The organism is Lysinibacillus sp. FSL M8-0216 (genome assembly GCF_038595555.1).
Taxonomy (GTDB): Bacteria; Bacillota; Bacilli; order Bacillales_A; family Planococcaceae; genus Lysinibacillus; species Lysinibacillus fusiformis.
Genome location: NZ_CP152007.1, coordinates 1,184,139 through 1,201,880, shown reverse-complemented (window position 1 = coordinate 1,201,880; position 17,742 = coordinate 1,184,139). Strand labels below are relative to the sequence as shown.

The window sequence follows — 17,742 nt, the reverse complement described above, 5'->3', positions numbered from 1 at the left end:
TGTTAGTAAGGATTGTCTTTCCTATCAATAATAGCTGGATATAGAGATTGATATTGCGCCACAACATGCTTAATTTCAAAATTTGCTAAAACATGTGCACGACCAAGACTAGCTTTTTGTTCATATTGCTTTGAATCGTAATTTAATGCCCTATTGATGGCCTGCGATAAAGCTATTGCATCTTTGGGTGGTACAACCTCCCCGTAACCCCCAACTAAATATTCACAATCCCCCACATTTGTAGTCACACAGCAAGTGCCACTGGCAAGTGCCTCTACCAACACATTCGGTAGCCCCTCCCCTGAGGAGGATAAAATGAATAGATCTGCTGCTGCCATTAATTGTGGAATATCGTCTCTACTACCTAATAGGAAAGTGAATGGCTCTAATTGCGCGTTCTCAATCATTTGCCGCAATACCTCATTGGAGCCATCTATTTCATAGCCTACTAAAAATATATAAAAATCTTGTCGTTTCTGCCTTAATCGCTTCAAACTTGCCAGCAAATTTTCATAATCCTTTAAAGGGTCCCATCTACCAACATGCAATAAAATAGGTTGGTTCAGGATGTTGAATCGTTCCATATAATATTCGCGCTTTTTACTAGGCTTATAAAAATCAGTATTTACACCATTCACAATAATTCGGTGTTGCTTATTTTTGTACCCAATCGCTTCATGGATTTCTTTCACCTTTGGACCACAAGAAATAATAGCATCTACATGTTTAGACAATTTAGCACAAAGCTTTGCAATAAAAATTGTCCTTCGTTTATTGTCATACTTATTTAAATTACTATGATGGATACCCCAAATTAATTTCTTTTTCAGTAATTTTGAAAGAATGTATCCAAGAAAATTAGCATGATACATCCAAGTTTGAATAATATCACTCTCTCGACATCGTTTATAACATTGAATAAAGGCACTACCCATACTCCTTCGCATATCACATATAGTTACGTTGATGTTTAATTGCTGTTCGATAAACTCACCATAAGTTCCCATCTCTGTTAGACAAATAACCTCTATCTCATATAAGTCCCTATCGACGTTTTGTAAGAGACGATACAGCATCGCTTCTGCTCCACCAAGACCTATCGTAGTGATGATATGAGTAATTTTAATTTTCTTTTGGATAGTCTCATCCTTTGAATTAATTTGCTAGCTAAGTGTAAAGAGCACATAATCTAGTTGCTATTTCTTGTGCATCAAGACCTTTATTTTTAAGACTCTTTCTAATAATTTGCGGATCTATCTTTTCATTATTTTCCGAAATAGCTTGCAGCCAATGATCGACCTCTCCCTGTAGATCTAAATATTGTAGTAATCCAACATTCAGATCGACCTCTTTTGGCAGTGTGGAAGAAACGATGGCTGGTGTACCACAAATTTGAGCTTCTAATAATACAATGCCAAAGCCCTCAAAATGAGAAGGTAAAATAAACTTATCCATGAGCTGAAGGAGCTTAATAATATCCGCACGTGGGCCTAAAAATCGAACACAATCCTCTACGTTTCGTTGCTTGACGAGATGACGAACTTCCTGCTCTAAAGGGCCATCCCCTATCAAAAGTAATTTGAATGGAATTCCTTTTTGCTTTAATGTAGCAGCAAGCTCAATTAAAAACGGATGATTTTTCACAGGTACAAAACGACCAATATGCCCTATGACTAAATCTCCATCTTGAATCCCTAGACCTTCTGCTAAACTCTTTTTCTCCGCTGACGATAAACGCTCTATCTTCTGCATATCGATTGGATTAGCGACAATCTCATAGGATTTTTTATCAAAGCAAAACTCACCCGCTTTTTGACTACACGCTACCAGTCTTGTTGCATTTCCAACACTCAGTCTTTTCAGCAAGGCTAACAGAGCTTTATTGTTCCATTCTTCAGCAACATTCGTATGGCTATGTAATACACGGCATGATACACCAGCCAAACGAGCTGCTAGCATGGTAAAAACTGCACGGTAGCCTGTATGATCATGAACGGCATCATATTGATATTGTTTGATGATCTGGTAAATGTTCCGCATATATGAAAGTGGGCCTTGCTCCGTAATATACGTTTCGTAAAATATTTTCGAACCTTGCTGTAAGAGAATATCATGGTAAGTACCTTTATTAAATGACACAAAATCAAAATGATACAACGATTTATTAACATTCAACCAAGTATCTACGATCATGGTCGTTATACCACCAAAATCAGTGGTGGGGATAATATGCAAAATCTTTTTCACTGTCATTCTCCATTTTATTCCTTTCCATAATACTGCTCGTACGTACTGCCCTTCATTTTATAATTATTCAAGATGACACCTAATATATTGGCCTTGGAAATGGTTAAGATGGATTTTGACTTTACGACAGCTGCTTTTCCTACAGTCCCCGTATTAACAACTAAAAGAGTACCATCACATTTATTCGATAAAATTTGTGCATCCGATAAAAAAAGCAATGGTGGGGCATCAATCATCACAATATCGTATTGTTCTTTCACTTCGTGCAGCAAGAAGGTCATTGTTTCAGAGGCTAATAATTCTGTTGGATTAGGAGGAATAGCACCACTCGAAATAATATCCACACCTTCTACAAAGGTTTCTTGAATCACCTCTTGTAAAGTTGCTTGGCGTGATAACACAGATGATAAGCCAAATATATTATCAAGATAAAATGTATGATGAAGTGTAGGCTTACGCATATCAGCATCAATAATGAGGACACGTTTCCCTTCCTGTGAAAATACAACTCCGATATTCGCGGCATTTGTCGATTTTCCTTCACCAGCTATAGAGGAGGTTACTAGAATAGTTTTGACATCTTGATTGGGTTGTGAAAATTTAATATTCGCGCGAATGGTACGATATTGCTCTGAGGGAATGGACATTATATCAGAAACGGTAATCAGCTTGCGAGCCATTGGGATTCGTTTTGTTTTTCTTTTGAACAGCATTAGGAGGACCCCCTAGCTCTTGATTTTTTACTATGGAGTAATTCTATATTACTGACTACTCCAATCACTGGTAATGATAATATTTCCTCGATATCCTGCTCTGTTTTAATAGTCCTATCAAGCGTTTCTAAAAAATAGGCGAGTACGAGTGCTAAACTGAAACCACTAATAGCTGCTATTAGGAGGTTCAGCAATTTATTTGGTTTCACCGGTACTGGATGTTCACTGGATTGGGCAATAAAGAGAATATTAATATTGTCCACATGCATTAAAACAGGAATTTCCTCTTTAAAAATCTCTGCAATCGTATTGGCTATCTTCACAGCCCTTGCTTCATTCTCATCCTGTACTCGAATATTAACTACTTGGGAATTATTGGCGCTTGAGACCTCAATTTGCTTCATTAAAGTTTCTGGAGATGTATCTAGTGCCAGGACATCGATGACCTTTGTTAAAATAACAGGACTTTTAATAATGACATTGTACGTATTTATTAAACGAAGGTCCGTATCCACATTCTGTGCCCCTATTAGTTGCTGATTCTCGTAGCTTTTTTGATTGACCAATAATTGAGTTTCTGCCTCATAAATAGGCGTTTGAAGAAAATAGCTAATGAACACGGCAATGCCGATCGACAGCATCATCAGTATTAGGATGAGGAACCAGCGCTTTTGCAATACTTTTACTAGACTTTGGATTGTCATTTCTTCATTCACAAAATGGATCCCTCCTAATATAGGCAGATAACGGCAATGCTAATTAAGTATATTAAACAAGCCTAGCGCTTATTCGGTCAATATTGTCTTTTTGCCCGTATCTCTCAAGCTACCACTGACAACAAACGCAAGAATATGGAGCACGTTAAAATAAAGAATTTCAAATGTGGAAACCCCTAGCATCGCAACTATAATTAACGCCATCAAAACGGCAAGCTGGTCATTCATGTGACGATAGCCTTTGGCAATGGCTAGCAAAAAGCAGCAATAGCTAACCAATGCCAGTAAACCTGCCTCCTGTAAAATATTAATCAATGTATTATGAGCATGAGATACTCCTATAGACCATAATGATTCCACACCATGTCCCCAAAATTGAACATGCTCAAAAACATATTGCCAAATTTCAAGACGACCATCTGTTATGTTCGTAGATTTTTTTTCCATTTTCAATACAATACTTTGTATGGCATCTTGCATCCTATCCATTTTCATAAAGGCTATGAATACAACTAAAACGGTGGCCGCAAAAAGAGCACTAAACTTTAGGAATGGCACAAAGGTTTTATTCAAGTTTTTAATACTGGAAACAATCACTACAATCGTCACTAGTGCAGCGGTTAACAATGAAGTACGAGCATTTGAAAGTAGTATAATATATAAGCATATTAAATAAATGGTCGCATAAAAAACAAATAATAAAATTAATTTTGGCTGTTGTCGCTCATGTAAAATTTTCATGGTTAGCTGATATAGCCTTATAAGTACGGCAACCATTAATCCAATCATAGAAAACCCCATTGTATTGGGATTTTCAAATACACCTGCAAAGCCCCCAAACATATAGCGTGCTTGTAGGAAACATAAACAAATAAATGGGACGTAGGCTAGTAAAACACTATTCACAACAATCTGTATAACATGCTCTTTCACAAGATCATTAAAGAAAATAGAAACGGCTAAAAACATGCAAAATAATTGAAGACTATTCTTTAATAAATTCATATCTTGGTTTACCCCAGCTGCAATGACACAAAAAAACGTATACATACTAAAAAAAACACTAGCTTGTACATTGTGAATACTAATTTTTTTATGCTGAAGTATAGAGATTATAATAATGAAAAAGCTAATAATTAAAGATACTTTATGGTAAATACCATCGACGGGCTGCATAAGGCTCATAAAAATAAGTGCGCTAAACACTAATGTGATAAATAGTTTCATATTATACTCACACTCATTTCTACATAGGAGATTAAAATATAAGCCATCGCTTCTTCACGACAAGATCCTCTAGTTCAAATCGCATGATAGGCTTGTTAGCTAAAACATTTGCATTATTCATGAGGAGCCGCTCAACCATCTCTATTTCATTCTTTTTCTCTAGATATTGGAGTGCCTCTTGGTAGCAGAATTTTCTTGTACTTACATTATGGGTGTCAGAGCCTATCGTATGAATGTAATTTGCTCTTACTAAAGCTAATGATAAACGCTGTACCTCCTTACCAAACAAACCTGTTAAACTACCTGTCGTTATTTGTGTAAACGCACCTTCTTGGATAAGGACATCGAGTCTTTTTGGATTTTCTCTAATGGCAAGATTTCGTTCAGGGTGTGCCAAAATTGGTGTATATCCAGCACATTTTAAATGTCTAATCATCTCTTTCGTATAGGCAGGAATCGTATTTGAAGGAAGTTCTAATAGAATATAGTTAGTGTGGGCTAATGTATGGAGGTGCTTCTGCTGAAGATGTGCCAAAAGCTCATCATTTAAACGAACTTCGTGTCCTGTGTGGAGGGTGATTGGAATTTGGTTTTGTAGCAGTAGCTGTTGTAAATCATGTACTAGCGCTTGAACCTTGCTATATTGGACATGATATTGTGGATGCATAGCATGTGAGGTACAGACAATATCTGTTATCCCCTCACGTGCAGCTTGCTCCAACATGTTTAAGGATTCTGTTTTGTCTTTTGGCCCATCATCCACATCAAATAATATATGGGCATGAAGATCTATCATTTTGATCACAACTTTCCTCTTTAATCCATCTGCAGAAAATCTAGCCTTTTTCTTTTTTATGATGGATGCTCCTCAAACATGACTCTGGCTAAATTAAAAAAGAGGCTCTCTAGATATGAATCTAGAGAAACCTCTAACTTTCAATATTATTTCGCGTACTCAACGGCACGAGTTTCGCGAATGACTGTTACTTTTATATGACCTGGATAATCTAATTCTTCCTCAATACGTTTGCGAATATCACGAGCAAGACGATGAGAAGCTAAATCATCAATTTTTTCAGGTTGTACGATTATTCGGATTTCACGTCCAGCTTGAATTGCATAAGATTTCTCTACGCCATCATAGCTTTCTGAAATTTCCTCTAATTTTTCAAGTCTGCGGATATAGTTTTCAAGTGTTTCACTTCGTGCACCTGGACGAGCTGCTGACAAAGCGTCAGCTGCCGCGACTAATACCGCGATCACAGACGTTGCTTCTGTATCACCATGATGCGAAGCAATACTATTAATAACGACTGGATGTTCTTTGTATTTTGTTGCTAATTCCACGCCAATCTCAACATGGCTACCTTCTACTTCATGGTCAATGGCTTTACCAATATCATGTAATAGGCCTGCGCGACGAGCTAACGCCACATCTTCACCTAATTCAGCTGCCAGTAAACCTGCCAAATGCGCGACTTCAATTGAATGTTTTAGGACGTTTTGTCCATAGCTTGTACGATATTTCATGCGGCCTAAAATTTTCATTAAATCTGGATGTAAGTTATGAATGCCAATTTCAAATGTAGTTTGCTCACCAGTTTCGCGGATTTGTTCGTCCACTTCACGGCGAGATTTTTCCACCATTTCTTCAATACGTGCTGGGTGAATGCGGCCATCCTGTACAAGTTTTTCAAGTGCAAGTCGAGCCGTTTCACGACGGATTGGATCAAAGCCTGATAAAATAACCGCTTCTGGAGTATCATCAATAATTAAATCAATGCCTGTTAACGTTTCCAATGTACGAATATTACGGCCCTCACGACCAATGATTCGACCTTTCATTTCATCATTTGGCAAGTTTACAACAGATACGGTTGTTTCAGCTACATGATCTGCTGCAAATCGTTGTAGTGCCAATGATAAGATTTCACGCGCCTTTTTATCTGAGTCTTCTTTTGCACGTGTTTCAGCTTCCTTTGTCATCACAGCTATATCAGTTGCTAGCTCTTTTTCTACTTCATTTAAGATAATTGATTTTGCTTCTTCTCTAGTTAAAGCAGAAATACGTTCTAGCTCTGTTTTTTGTGATGCAACGAGCTCGTCCACTTTGCTCTCCATCTGTTCAATATGCTGTTGTCTTTCAGCTAGAGCTTGTTCTTTACGCTCTAAGCTTGCTTCTCTCTTATTTAGAGCATCATCCTTGCGATCAAGATTCTCTTCTCTTTGCAATAAACGGTTCTCTTGTTTTTGAAGTTCTAAACGACGTTCACGAATGTCATTTTCGGCTTCAGTACGAAATTTGTGAGTTTCATCTTTGGCTTCAAGTAGTGCTTCTTTCTTTAATGCCTCCGCTTCTCGTTTTCCTTCTTCAACGATTGTTTCAGCGACATGTTTAGCACCAGTGATTTTTGAGTCATTCACTTTTTTCATGTAGATATAGCTAACAGCGGCACCAACGATGAGTCCAAGCAAAGCGGAGATGATAGTAATTCCATCCATATGAACACCTCCTCTTGCTATTTGGGTATTACAGTTTCAGTCGGCGCATACATCTATGTCGCCTTGGCAAATTGCGCAATAATTTGTTAGTCTTCATACAAAACTTGTTTAATTGGCCAAAGGTATTATCTGCATTCAGTAGGCGTTTTGACATCCTTCGAAAAGGACATGTAACTATAAAACTTTTGCTAAATGAAGATAAAATGTACTGCCTATTTAAAGTCATAATTCAGAAATTATACATATTTAATTGTATAGCTAGCCATCAGCTCTGTCAAGGATAGTCGGGCACCTGTTCGCCCTTTGAGAAGAAAAAAAGTAAGTCCTATCCATTCAGTGAATTTTTTCCCTGTTACTTTTATACTAGGAAAAAATTCTCCTTTTACACCTTTTACATTAACCCAGTACATAAGAAATAATTTCTGAGGCATATAGCTTCTATCTTATTATGTGTAAAAATTTTAGATTATAGACAAAAAAAGCATTGTTCCCGTAATAAATTGGGAACAATGCAATCGTTTGATTATTCTTCATCAAGAAGTGACATTAATTCTTCATCCATCTCGTCTTCTTCATGTGCAGCAATTGTATAAGAATTAGCAGCAATACCATAAGAAGATCGAATTTTGTTTGAGATTTCTTCCAAAACAGCAGTGTTTTCTTTTAAATATTGTTTTGCATTTTCTCGTCCTTGACCTAGACGCTCATCGCCATATGCATACCAAGATCCACTTTTTTGCACGATGTCTAATTCTACACCTAAATCAACTGTTTCGCCTTCTTTAGAAATTCCTTCTCCATACATAATATCAACTTCAGCTGTACGGAAAGGCGGCGCTACTTTATTTTTCACAATTTTAATTTTCGTACGGTTACCAACAATATCATTACCTTGCTTAATAGCTTCTGCACGGCGAACTTCTAAACGTACAGAACTGTAGAATTTAAGGGCACGACCACCTGGTGTTGTTTCCGGATTTCCGAACATTACCCCGATTTTTTCACGAATTTGGTTAATGAAAATAGCAATCGTTTTTGATTTGTTAATAGAACCTGAAAGTTTACGTAATGCCTGTGACATTAAGCGGGCTTGTAAGCCGACATGAGAATCACCCATATCCCCTTCAATTTCAGCTTTTGGCACTAAAGCAGCAACGGAGTCAATAACAATGATATCAATTGCACCACTACGAACTAGTGCTTCTGCGATTTCAAGTGCTTGTTCCCCTGTATCTGGCTGTGATAATAATAACTCATCAATGTTGACACCCAATTTTTGAGCATAGATTGGGTCCAATGCATGTTCTGCATCGATAAATGCTGCTTGTCCACCTCTTGCTTGTACTTCAGCAATAGCATGTAAAGCAACTGTTGTTTTACCTGATGATTCAGGACCATATACTTCAATAATACGTCCACGTGGATAGCCACCTACGCCTAATGCCGCGTCAAGTGCTAATGATCCACTTGAGGATGTCGCAATTTCTAAGTCGGTTTTTTCACCGAGTTTCATGATTGAACCTTTACCAAAATTCTTTTCAATTTGTTTTAAAGCCTGTTCTAAGGCTGCTTTACGATCACTCATTCATTTTCCTCCTTCGAAAACTGTTCACTGTTTTTGTCTATCTCTACTATACTTGTTTTTGAGAAAACACGCAAGAAAAAAGCGAACATTTATTCGTTTTTTCTACAAAATAAAAATTTGGATAGTTTTCCTCTACCCAAATTCCTATTTTTCACTCTATATTAATATCGTTTGTATAGCCGCGTTCTTCCAAACGCTGCATTAAATAATGGCATGTAAATTTCACTGCACGGAGTCGATTTGTATTACGCATACCAGATAAATGAAGTAAGTATGTAAGTGGCTCCTCATCATTGATGGCAATACCAATCCAAACCGTTCCTACTGGCTGATGGTCATGTGCTGTAGGCCCTGCTTCTCCTGTTAACCCAATGCCGATATTTGTCCCAAATTGTTTTCGAATTGCACTTGCCATTGCAGCAGCACATTCACCGCTCACAACGCCGTGTGTATCTATTAATTCTTGTGAAATACCAAGATGCTTTACTTTTGCTTCTGCCGCATAGGTCACTACACCACCAATGAGTGCGTTCCCTACCCCTGGAATTTCCGCAAGCTCTGATTGAAACAACCCTGCCGTTAAACTTTCCGCAGCAGAAATAGTTAGATTATTGTCTACTAGCATTTCAACTGTCTTTGAAACAAGTGAGTCATCATCCACACCATATTGATAGTCACCAACAAGGGCTTGTATCTCTGCTACTTTGGCGGCAATAAGTTGTTGGGCTTGCTGTTCGGTTTCTGCTTTAGCTGTTACGCGTAATGTTACCTCACCATCCGACGCAAGTGGAGCGACAGTTGGATTTGTTTGGGCATCTAAAATATCCTGTACCTGGACTTCAAGTTCGGCCTCACCAATCCCATAAAAACGCATCACATGAGAGGCAATGATCCCTCCATCATTAAGCATCGCAGCAAGCTTAGGTTTCGCCTCAAATTGAAACATAGGCTCAAGCTCTTTTGGTGGCCCTGGGAGTAAAATATACGTACGATTATTATTTTTAAAAATCATACCAGGTGCCATTCCGTGATAATTGGCTAATATTTCGCTTCCAGCTAGAATTAAAGCCTGTTTCCGGTTATTCTCCGTCATAGGACGTCCTCGCTTGGCAAAAAACTGCTCAATATATGTTAATGCAACTTCATCAAATTCTAGAGAAACACCGAGATGGCGTGCAATTGTTTCTTTTGTTAAATCATCTTTCGTAGGTCCTAGTCCTCCCGAAAATATAATTAAATCTGCACGAGATTCTGCCACTTCAATAGCTTGTTCTAAACGTTTTGCATTATCACCAACTACTGTATGGTAAAAAACATTAATGCCTAGCTCGGATAACTGGTTCGAGATAAATCTCGCATTCGTATTCGTAATTTGACCTAATAATAGCTCTGAGCCAACCGCAAGAATTTCAGCATTCATGATTCACAAGACCTTTCTTATTTAGACTCAAGTAAAACACGTCGATTAAGGTAGAAGTAATCCCACCCAGACCATAGCGTAAAGAACAATGCTACATATAGCATAATCATATCAAAAGGAATACCAATGAGTATAAAAATTGTGTTGTGTAAAAGAGCCGCAGCGATTGCTACAATTTGTGCCCAAGTTTTAATTTTGCCAAGCTGATTGGCGGCAACGACCTCTCCGCCACCTGCTAAAATAAGGCGTAAACCCGTAACAGCGAATTCACGGCTAATAATAATGATGATCACCCAGGCTGGTGCCATATCAAGCTCTACCATTAAAATGAAGGCTGCTGACACAAGTAATTTATCAGCTAAGGGATCTAAAAATTTCCCAAATGTAGTCACAAGATTATACTTACGTGCATAATAACCATCTACCCAATCAGTTGTCGAAGCTAAAATAAAAATAAGTGCACCTATAAAATGATGGATTGGCATCTCTGCCCCAAATAGAGTCAATGTTCCCCAGCCAAAATCAAACATCATAACAATGACAAAAAATGGAATAAGTAAGATTCGTGAGATGGTAATTTTATTTGGTATGTTCATTTTTCTAACACCTTTCATGATGAAAGAAAGTAGTCATCACATGATGACTACTGTTCTTTATTGAAATTGATGACGATATTTTGAGTTACAACTTGCTGTGCATACGTGAGAAGCTCGTCATTAATATAGATTTTAGCTTGCGTAGAATTACCAAGACGGATACGAACATAATTTTCAGTCGTCGCGTCGAATTCTACCACTTCACCAGCATTATAAACACGAGTATCCGTTAATAATTCTTGTTGCTGCTGATTACGAATACCAACAAATGTAGGACCTGAAACTTCGATTTTAAGTTTCAATGTATCTGTACCTGTTAACGTGTAAGAAGTTGTTTCTCCATCTGCTTCAACAGTACCTGCGGAAATGGTTTGCTTGATCTCTTCAGTTTGATCAGTTTGATCTTCATCAGTTGGTGTTTCTTCTTTAGAGTCTGTATCTTTTTGGTCATTTTTCAGAGCATCTTTTTCTTCTTTTTCTTTCTTATCTTTGGCACTATCGATAGGCTTGGCATTTGTATCATATTCAATTTCAGGGGATGTTGTGTTGCCCTCGCTTGTCCCTGGACTGTTTTTGGATTGCCATAGCACCCATATTACCACGATGATCACAACAATAAATAACCCAACAATGATTTTTGGCATTGCCTCCATCATTTTATTGGAAGGGCCTTTTGTGACCTTTCTTCTGCTTGGACTATTCGTTATGGATTGACTTACTTGATCATTTGGAGTACTCGGTAGTTCTTTTTTATAAGTCTCTAAAATTTCTTCCGCATTTAAACCAACAGCATCTGCATATTGTTTAATAAAAGCTCGTACATAAAACGAGCCAGGCATAATGGAATAATTGCCCTCTTCAATTCCTACTAAATAACGCTTTTGAATTTTCGTTATTTCTTGTAAATCGTCTAAGCTGTAGCCTTTAGACAGTCTCGCCTCTTTCAGTCGAGTCCCTAATTCTGCCACTAATAACACCTACTTTAACATCAAATTAAAAATTAAATCCACCAAATGAATCGGATTCGGACATATGATTTTTTTCCATTATTTCATAAGTAATTTCTTCATCTGTGTGATGACGTAATTCAATAATATAATCAAAATCCTCTATTTTATATTCGGAATGCTGAACAAACATATCAGGATGCTCTACAACTTTAATGCATGGCATATTCATCATTTCACGCACTAATTGTAGATGTCGCTCATCAGAAGAGCGACGAGTCACAATACCATCTAAAATAAAAATATTATTACGACTAAATTCATCCCCCACTAGTTTATTACGAACGGTTTGTTTTATCATTGTGGATGATAGAAAAATCCACTTTTTATTGGCACAAACACTTGCTGCTACTATAGACTCCGTTTTACCAACGCGTGGCATGCCACGAATACCAATCAGCTTATGTCCCTCTTTTTTAAAGAGTTCGGCCATAAAATCGACTAAAATACCAAGTTCATCTCTTACAAAGTGGAAAGTGTTTTTTTCATCTGCATCTCGAGGAATATAACGACCGTGTCTAATAGCTAAGCGGTCTCGAAGTTTCGGTTGTCGAAATTTGGTCACGTTAATATGTTCCATTGTCGAAACAATTGTACGAAAACGTTCAATTGCCTCATCATTGTCTGTATGCACTAACATACCACGTCGATTCTCATCGACACCATTAATTGAAATAATATTGACACGTAGCATCCCTAAAAGTGAAGCAATATCTCCTAATAATCCAGGGCGATTCACCTGAATCTCATATTCAAAGTACCAATCGCTCAACACACTCGTTCCCTTCCTATTAGTTAACGTAAAAAATCCTTTATAAGTTCCATCATAGCTGATTTTTTATGTAATGGAAAGTTAGAATACATGGAATTACGGCGTTATTTTTAAAAACTTACTAATTTTTTTGAATGCATAGAAATAAGGCTTACATACGTTCCCGTTTTCACTAAAAAATAAATTTTTTATATAGAAAAAAGAGGAGATAAGCTCTCCTCTTTTTTTATTGCACGTGCTTATTTTGGACAAGCTTAACGACACAATTCGCCAAAGCATGCTTTTCATCTTCAGAGGCAACGCCCCATAAATCTGATAGCACTCGCTCTTGCTCGTTTTTAGGATCTACATTTGAAGCTAAATATTCACCAATTTGGACAGCAGCTGCTTGAATCATTTTCTTAGGCATACCACTTGATTCAGCTTGCATAACGTTTTGTCCTAAAAACGATGTCCATTTTTGCCAGTTTTCTAAAATGGTCATATGTTCCTCCTCCTTTACACATGTAGTATGTGTAAAAAAGAATATTATATGTACCAGCCACCATTTAATCGAATGATTTGTCCAGTTACATAATCGGCTTTCCCAGATAAATAAAAGCGAACCATCTCAGCTACGTCTTTTGTTTGCCCAATTGACCCTAAAGGGATATCCTCCAATATATAATTAAGCTCATCTTTACTTAAATGACTGTTCATGGATGTATTAATGAAGCCAGGAGCAATGGCATTTACTCGAATACGAGATAATGCCGCTTCCTTTGCATAGGATTTAACAAATGCATGTTGTGCTCCTTTTACCGTTGCGTACAGCGCCTCACCAGCTGACCCAGCTTCGCCCCATATAGAGCCTATAAATAAAACATAGCTGACATCATGCTGACGAAGCTTTTCAGATAGTAAAGCGGTCAGCCTCATCGGATTTTGAACATGGACTCGCCATAGTGCGTCCATATCTTTTACTGTTGTATCCTCTAGCAGCGAATAATGCGCTTGTCCATTTGCGAAAATAATAGCCTGCACATTAAAAATCTGTGCGGCTACCATTTCTGCTCCTGTTTCAATTGAAAAATCCCCCTGTACAAGCATAAATTCTTGCGCAGGGAAAGTTTTAAAAAGTGTATGACATAAAGTTTCTGCAGCATTTTTATTAGTTGAATAATGTAAATAGATGGACCAGCCTTCTTCTGCTAAGCTATGACAAATAGCGTGACCAATCTCACCTGAAGCACCTAGTACAAGAGCAAACTTTTTCACTAGGCATCCTGCTTACTTGGTAAAATTTTAAACACGGTTTGTTGAGATTCACCTTGTACTGAGGCAAATGCTTTATATAAATCATCAACTGTTAATTCCTCAAGAACCGGGACAACATCAAATAAATTCATGTCATTAAAGGAGTAACGAGTAAATTGATTGGCGATAAACTCAATAGAATTCAAAGCGCGTAAGAAGAAACCAATTTTTTTACGTTTAATACGTTCTAAATCAGCACCTTCAAAGTGTGATTTCCCTTCAAATTTAGCCAATTCTTCTTTTATTGCAGAAGTTAATTTATCAGGCTCTGATGAATCAGAACCGATCATAGCAAATCCAAAACCATTTTCTAATGTAAAATCAAATGCATACGTTTCATCAATTAAACCTTCCTCGTAAACACGTTCATAAAAATTAGATGTACGTCCAAAAATAAGTTCTAGTGCAATTTGAACAGATAGCTCATGCTTTAACATTTCTCGCCCTGACAAATTGGTTTCTTTTGCCTTCAATCCAACATAAACTTTAGGCTTTTGTACATCCATGTTTAATGTCCGTTCATTTATCGCTACCTCTGTTGGTTCTTCATCAAAGAAACGTTGAATGGATACCGGTTCTGAGAACTCCTTTTTTCTTTGATTATCACGAATAAAAGTCATCATTTCCTCAGGGTCCACTGCACCAATCACAAATAATAGCATATTAGATGGGTGATAAAATGTATTGTAGCACGTATATAAATGATCGGCCGTAATGCCATCAATCGATTCAATTGTACCAGCAATATCAATTTTTACTGGGTGATGATGATACATATTTTCAATCGTGCCAAAATATAGGCGCCAATCTGGTTGATCATCATACATGGTAATTTCTTGCCCAATAATTCCTTTTTCTTTGTTGACAGTCGCTTCCGTAAAGTAAGGCTCTTGCACAAAATTCAATAATGTTTCGGTACTTTTGTAAATATTATCAGTTGAAGAGAATAAGTATGCCGTACGCGTAAATGATGTAAAGGCGTTAGCTGAAGCTCCATATTCACTGAACTTTTGGAAGACGTCGCCATCTTCTTTTTCGAACATTTTATGCTCTAAGAAGTGAGCAATTCCATCTGGCACAGTAATGCTTTCTGTTTGACCTATTGGTACAAAAGTGCGATCAATAGAACCGTACTTCGTTGTAAATGTAACAAATGTTTTAGAAAAACCTTTTTTCGGCAAGATATATACATCTAATCCATTTTCAAGCTTTTCATAATAAAGAGTTTCATCTAATTGCTTAAATTCAATTGTTTTCATTGTGCGGCTTGCTCCTTTCCACATAAGAAATAGACCGCTTCAAGCTGCACTTGCTTCGCCATATCCATAACATCTTCCTTCGTCACAGCTTTCCACTTATTAGCCCAAGATTCCACAGAGAATTCCTCTGGTAAATCTTTATATTGATCAAAAATTTCAATTTGTCCACGGGCAGAATCCAAGGACTCTTTTAATTGATTCGTGAGCATTGCTTTTGTTTGTTCTAGCTCTAAATCAGTAATGTTGCCAGATTGCAATGTCGCAAGCTGTTCTTTAATTAGTGATAACGCCTTTTCCTCATTTTTAGCCTCGATACCAGAAACTACAAATACGAGACCATAATGAGAAGCATAGGAGCTAGAAGCATAATAAGCCAAACTTTCTTTTTCACGAACATTCATAAACAATTTAGCGTGTGGATAGCCGCCGAAAATACCATTAAAAATCTGCATTTTAGCAAAGTCCGGACTACCAAATCTTACTGGCGTACTAAAGCCAATGTGAAGCTTCCCTTGCTTCATCTCATGCTGTTCTCGAACATAATCGTTTTGAGGATGTTGTTGCGGAAGAACAGCTGGTACTTCCTCAGGTGTACGATCATTAAATGGTAGCGCTTTTTTTAATTTCGCTACAATTTCCTCTTCATTAATATCCCCAGCAACATAAATATCTATTTTATCGTTAGCTAGCATCGATTGATAAGCCTCAAATAAGGAGGAAGGGGTAATTTTTTGAATTTCCTCAACACTACCATTTGCCGAAATAGATGCTGGTTCGTTTGGTCTTAGGATTTGTTGTAAGCGGAATTGTGCAAAGCGAGATTTATCATCAAAAATAGATTCAATACGTTGTATAACTGTCTTCTTTTCACGTTCCACAATGGATTCCTTAAAAACTCCATTTTCTAAATTTGGCTCAAAAATAGCCGTGTGCAATAAACCAAGCATGTCATTTAACACACTTGTATTTGCTAAATAATGATCATTTACCGTCTCCACATTCATAAGCACTGTATGTTCATTACCTCGTTTAGACGTATCAAAATATAAAACAGTGCCATATAGATCATCTAAGAAGCTTCTGAAAGCAGCAGTTGTTTTATATTTAGCATTACTATGCTGCAGTACATTGGTTAACACAGTACGTTCCGATGCACTTTTAGCTGTTAATGCTCTTCTCCATTTAATTGAAAAATTTACGGTTTTAAATTGGGTCGTTTGTCGGATATGCAAATTGACACCTTTGGCAAAAGGTATAGTTTTAAACATATGAAACCCTCCTATCCTTCTTAATATAACGATGTACTACACATACTATACATGTCTACTGTCTATAATTGCAAAAAGAATCCAAAGTATGTATGGGAAAAATTATAAATTATATGAATTCAACATGAAAAAAAGACTGAGCATATTTCACTCAGTCTTTGATCATGACTTATTTTAACGCTTACCTTTAATATATGGTTGACCACTTGCCTTAGGAGCATTCGCTTTACCAATAAAGCCTGCTAAAGCAAGGATTGTTAATACATACGGTAAGATTTGTAGATAAACGGCTGGAACATTTTCAATGAATGGAATTTGGTTCCCTGCAATACTTAATGTTTGTGCTAAACCGAAGAATAGGGCTGCACCTAGCGCGCCAATTGGATGCCATTTCCCGAAAATCATGGCAGCAATCGCCATGAAACCTTGACCAGCAATTGTCGCATGTGAGAAGTCGTGCGTAATTGTTTGTGCATAGACAGCACCACCAAGTCCACCTAGAGCTCCAGAAATCATAACAGCAATATAACGCATTTTATTGACGTTAATTCCCATTGTATCTGCCGCCATTGGGTGTTCACCTACAGCGCGAAGGCGTAAGCCAAATGGTGTTTTATAAATAATAAACCAAGCACCAAATGCTACCACAAACGCCAGAATAGACGTACTGTAAACATCATGGAACAATAAACGGCCAAAGAATGGAATGTCCTCTAAATAAGGAATACCAAAACGGCGAATCGGTTGGTCAATCATATCTGTTTGACCTTTATCATAAATCATTTTTACTAAGAATACAGTAGCAGCTAAGCCTAATAAGTTAATAGCTACCCCTGATACTGTTTGATCGGCACGGAATGAAATAGAAGCAACGGCATGGAAAAGTGAGAAAATCGCACCAATTACAACAGCCGCTAGCATTGCTACCCAAACAGTTGCCGCACCTAATGATGAAGCAAATTCTAAATTGATAAATATACCAACAAAAGCACCAACAATCATTAAGCCCTCTAGCCCGATGTTGACAACACCAGAGCGTTCAGAGAATACCCCACCGATGGCTGTAAAAATCAAGGGTGTTGCATATAGAATCGCTGAAGGGATGATGAAATATAACATTTCTAAAAAGCTCAT

At 37.4% G+C, this 17,742-nt stretch carries 17 protein-coding genes; all 17 read right to left on the bottom strand.

Features of this window, described 5'->3' with window-relative positions:
- Positions 1-2: 2 nt before the first annotated feature.
- Positions 3-1,100, bottom strand: a complete 1,098-nt coding sequence (locus MKX57_RS05575; RefSeq protein ID WP_255250333.1) for a glycosyltransferase — start codon at positions 1,098-1,100, stop codon at positions 3-5.
- Between the two features lie 67 nt (positions 1,101-1,167).
- On the bottom strand, positions 1,168-2,253 hold the full coding sequence (locus tag MKX57_RS05570; protein ID WP_089985371.1) for a glycosyltransferase: 1,086 nt from the start codon (positions 2,251-2,253) through the stop codon (positions 1,168-1,170).
- A gap of 8 nt (positions 2,254-2,261) precedes the next feature.
- A complete protein-coding gene (locus MKX57_RS05565) occupies positions 2,262-2,960 on the bottom strand; it encodes a CpsD/CapB family tyrosine-protein kinase (protein ID WP_008178910.1) in 699 nt (232 codons plus the stop codon).
- Positions 2,960-3,676, bottom strand: a complete 717-nt coding sequence (locus tag MKX57_RS05560) for a Wzz/FepE/Etk N-terminal domain-containing protein (RefSeq protein WP_008178912.1) — start codon at positions 3,674-3,676, stop codon at positions 2,960-2,962. Before MKX57_RS05560 ends, MKX57_RS05565 begins: the two co-directional genes overlap by 1 nt.
- A 69-nt stretch (positions 3,677-3,745) precedes the next feature.
- Positions 3,746-4,903: an O-antigen ligase family protein gene (locus MKX57_RS05555; protein WP_089985369.1), complete on the bottom strand. Its 1,158-nt coding sequence runs from the start codon at positions 4,901-4,903 to the stop codon at positions 3,746-3,748.
- A 31-nt stretch (positions 4,904-4,934) separates the two neighbouring features.
- A complete protein-coding gene (locus MKX57_RS05550; protein ID WP_008178916.1) occupies positions 4,935-5,699 on the bottom strand; it encodes a CpsB/CapC family capsule biosynthesis tyrosine phosphatase in 765 nt (254 codons plus the stop codon).
- A gap of 146 nt (positions 5,700-5,845) precedes the next feature.
- Positions 5,846-7,405, bottom strand: coding sequence for a ribonuclease Y (rny, locus tag MKX57_RS05545; protein ID WP_008178918.1), 1,560 nt, complete (start codon positions 7,403-7,405; stop codon positions 5,846-5,848).
- Positions 7,406-7,928: 523 nt separating this feature from the next.
- Positions 7,929-8,990 carry a recombinase RecA gene (recA, locus tag MKX57_RS05540; protein ID WP_008178923.1) on the bottom strand — a complete coding sequence of 354 codons (1,062 nt, stop codon included), beginning with the start codon at positions 8,988-8,990 and terminating at the stop codon, positions 7,929-7,931.
- Between the two features lie 151 nt (positions 8,991-9,141).
- Positions 9,142-10,410: a competence/damage-inducible protein A gene (locus MKX57_RS05535; RefSeq protein WP_342550831.1), complete on the bottom strand. Its 1,269-nt coding sequence runs from the start codon at positions 10,408-10,410 to the stop codon at positions 9,142-9,144.
- Positions 10,411-10,427: 17 nt separating this feature from the next.
- Positions 10,428-11,006, bottom strand: a complete 579-nt coding sequence (pgsA, locus tag MKX57_RS05530; RefSeq protein WP_008178927.1) for a CDP-diacylglycerol--glycerol-3-phosphate 3-phosphatidyltransferase — start codon at positions 11,004-11,006, stop codon at positions 10,428-10,430.
- A 47-nt stretch (positions 11,007-11,053) separates the two neighbouring features.
- Positions 11,054-11,983: a helix-turn-helix domain-containing protein gene (locus MKX57_RS05525; RefSeq protein ID WP_008178929.1), complete on the bottom strand. Its 930-nt coding sequence runs from the start codon at positions 11,981-11,983 to the stop codon at positions 11,054-11,056.
- A gap of 16 nt (positions 11,984-11,999) precedes the next feature.
- Entirely contained in the window at positions 12,000-12,785 is a 786-nt protein-coding gene (locus MKX57_RS05520) for a DUF3388 domain-containing protein (protein ID WP_342551112.1), read from the bottom strand.
- 226 nt (positions 12,786-13,011) lie between these two features.
- Positions 13,012-13,269, bottom strand: a complete 258-nt coding sequence (locus MKX57_RS05515; RefSeq protein ID WP_008178933.1) for a DUF3243 domain-containing protein — start codon at positions 13,267-13,269, stop codon at positions 13,012-13,014.
- A 44-nt stretch (positions 13,270-13,313) separates the two neighbouring features.
- Positions 13,314-14,042: an SDR family oxidoreductase gene (locus MKX57_RS05510; RefSeq protein WP_089985366.1), complete on the bottom strand. Its 729-nt coding sequence runs from the start codon at positions 14,040-14,042 to the stop codon at positions 13,314-13,316.
- A complete protein-coding gene (locus tag MKX57_RS05505) occupies positions 14,042-15,340 on the bottom strand; it encodes a pitrilysin family protein (protein WP_089985365.1) in 1,299 nt (432 codons plus the stop codon). Before MKX57_RS05505 ends, MKX57_RS05510 begins: the two co-directional genes overlap by 1 nt.
- Entirely contained in the window at positions 15,337-16,608 is a 1,272-nt protein-coding gene (locus MKX57_RS05500; RefSeq protein ID WP_008178938.1) for a pitrilysin family protein, read from the bottom strand. Before MKX57_RS05500 ends, MKX57_RS05505 begins: the two co-directional genes overlap by 4 nt.
- Positions 16,609-16,782: 174 nt before the next feature.
- The gene (locus tag MKX57_RS05495; RefSeq protein ID WP_008178940.1) at positions 16,783-17,742 is read right to left on the bottom strand and encodes an ABC transporter permease; all 960 of its coding nucleotides are present in this window, start codon (positions 17,740-17,742) and stop codon (positions 16,783-16,785) included.

Excerpts from the sequence above, each read along its gene's own strand:
- MKX57_RS05570 (WP_089985371.1), bottom strand. The coding sequence starts at position 2,253 with ATGACAGTGAAAAAGATTTTGCATATTATCCCCACCACTGATTTTGGT.
- MKX57_RS05565 (WP_008178910.1), bottom strand. The coding sequence starts at position 2,960 with ATGCTGTTCAAAAGAAAAACAAAACGAATCCCAATGGCTCGCAAGCTG.
- MKX57_RS05555 (WP_089985369.1), bottom strand. The coding sequence starts at position 4,903 with ATGAAACTATTTATCACATTAGTGTTTAGCGCACTTATTTTTATGAGC.
- MKX57_RS05550 (WP_008178916.1), bottom strand. The coding sequence starts at position 5,699 with ATGATAGATCTTCATGCCCATATATTATTTGATGTGGATGATGGGCCA.
- rny (WP_008178918.1), bottom strand. The coding sequence starts at position 7,405 with ATGGATGGAATTACTATCATCTCCGCTTTGCTTGGACTCATCGTTGGT.
- recA (WP_008178923.1), bottom strand. The coding sequence starts at position 8,990 with ATGAGTGATCGTAAAGCAGCCTTAGAACAGGCTTTAAAACAAATTGAA.
- MKX57_RS05535 (WP_342550831.1), bottom strand. The coding sequence starts at position 10,410 with ATGAATGCTGAAATTCTTGCGGTTGGCTCAGAGCTATTATTAGGTCAA.
- pgsA (WP_008178927.1), bottom strand. The coding sequence starts at position 11,006 with ATGAACATACCAAATAAAATTACCATCTCACGAATCTTACTTATTCCA.
- MKX57_RS05515 (WP_008178933.1), bottom strand. The coding sequence starts at position 13,269 with ATGACCATTTTAGAAAACTGGCAAAAATGGACATCGTTTTTAGGACAA.
- MKX57_RS05505 (WP_089985365.1), bottom strand. The coding sequence starts at position 15,340 with ATGAAAACAATTGAATTTAAGCAATTAGATGAAACTCTTTATTATGAA.
- MKX57_RS05500 (WP_008178938.1), bottom strand. The coding sequence starts at position 16,608 with ATGTTTAAAACTATACCTTTTGCCAAAGGTGTCAATTTGCATATCCGA.
- MKX57_RS05495 (WP_008178940.1), bottom strand. The coding sequence starts at position 17,742 with ATGAGCTTTTTAGAAATGTTATATTTCATCATCCCTTCAGCGATTCTA.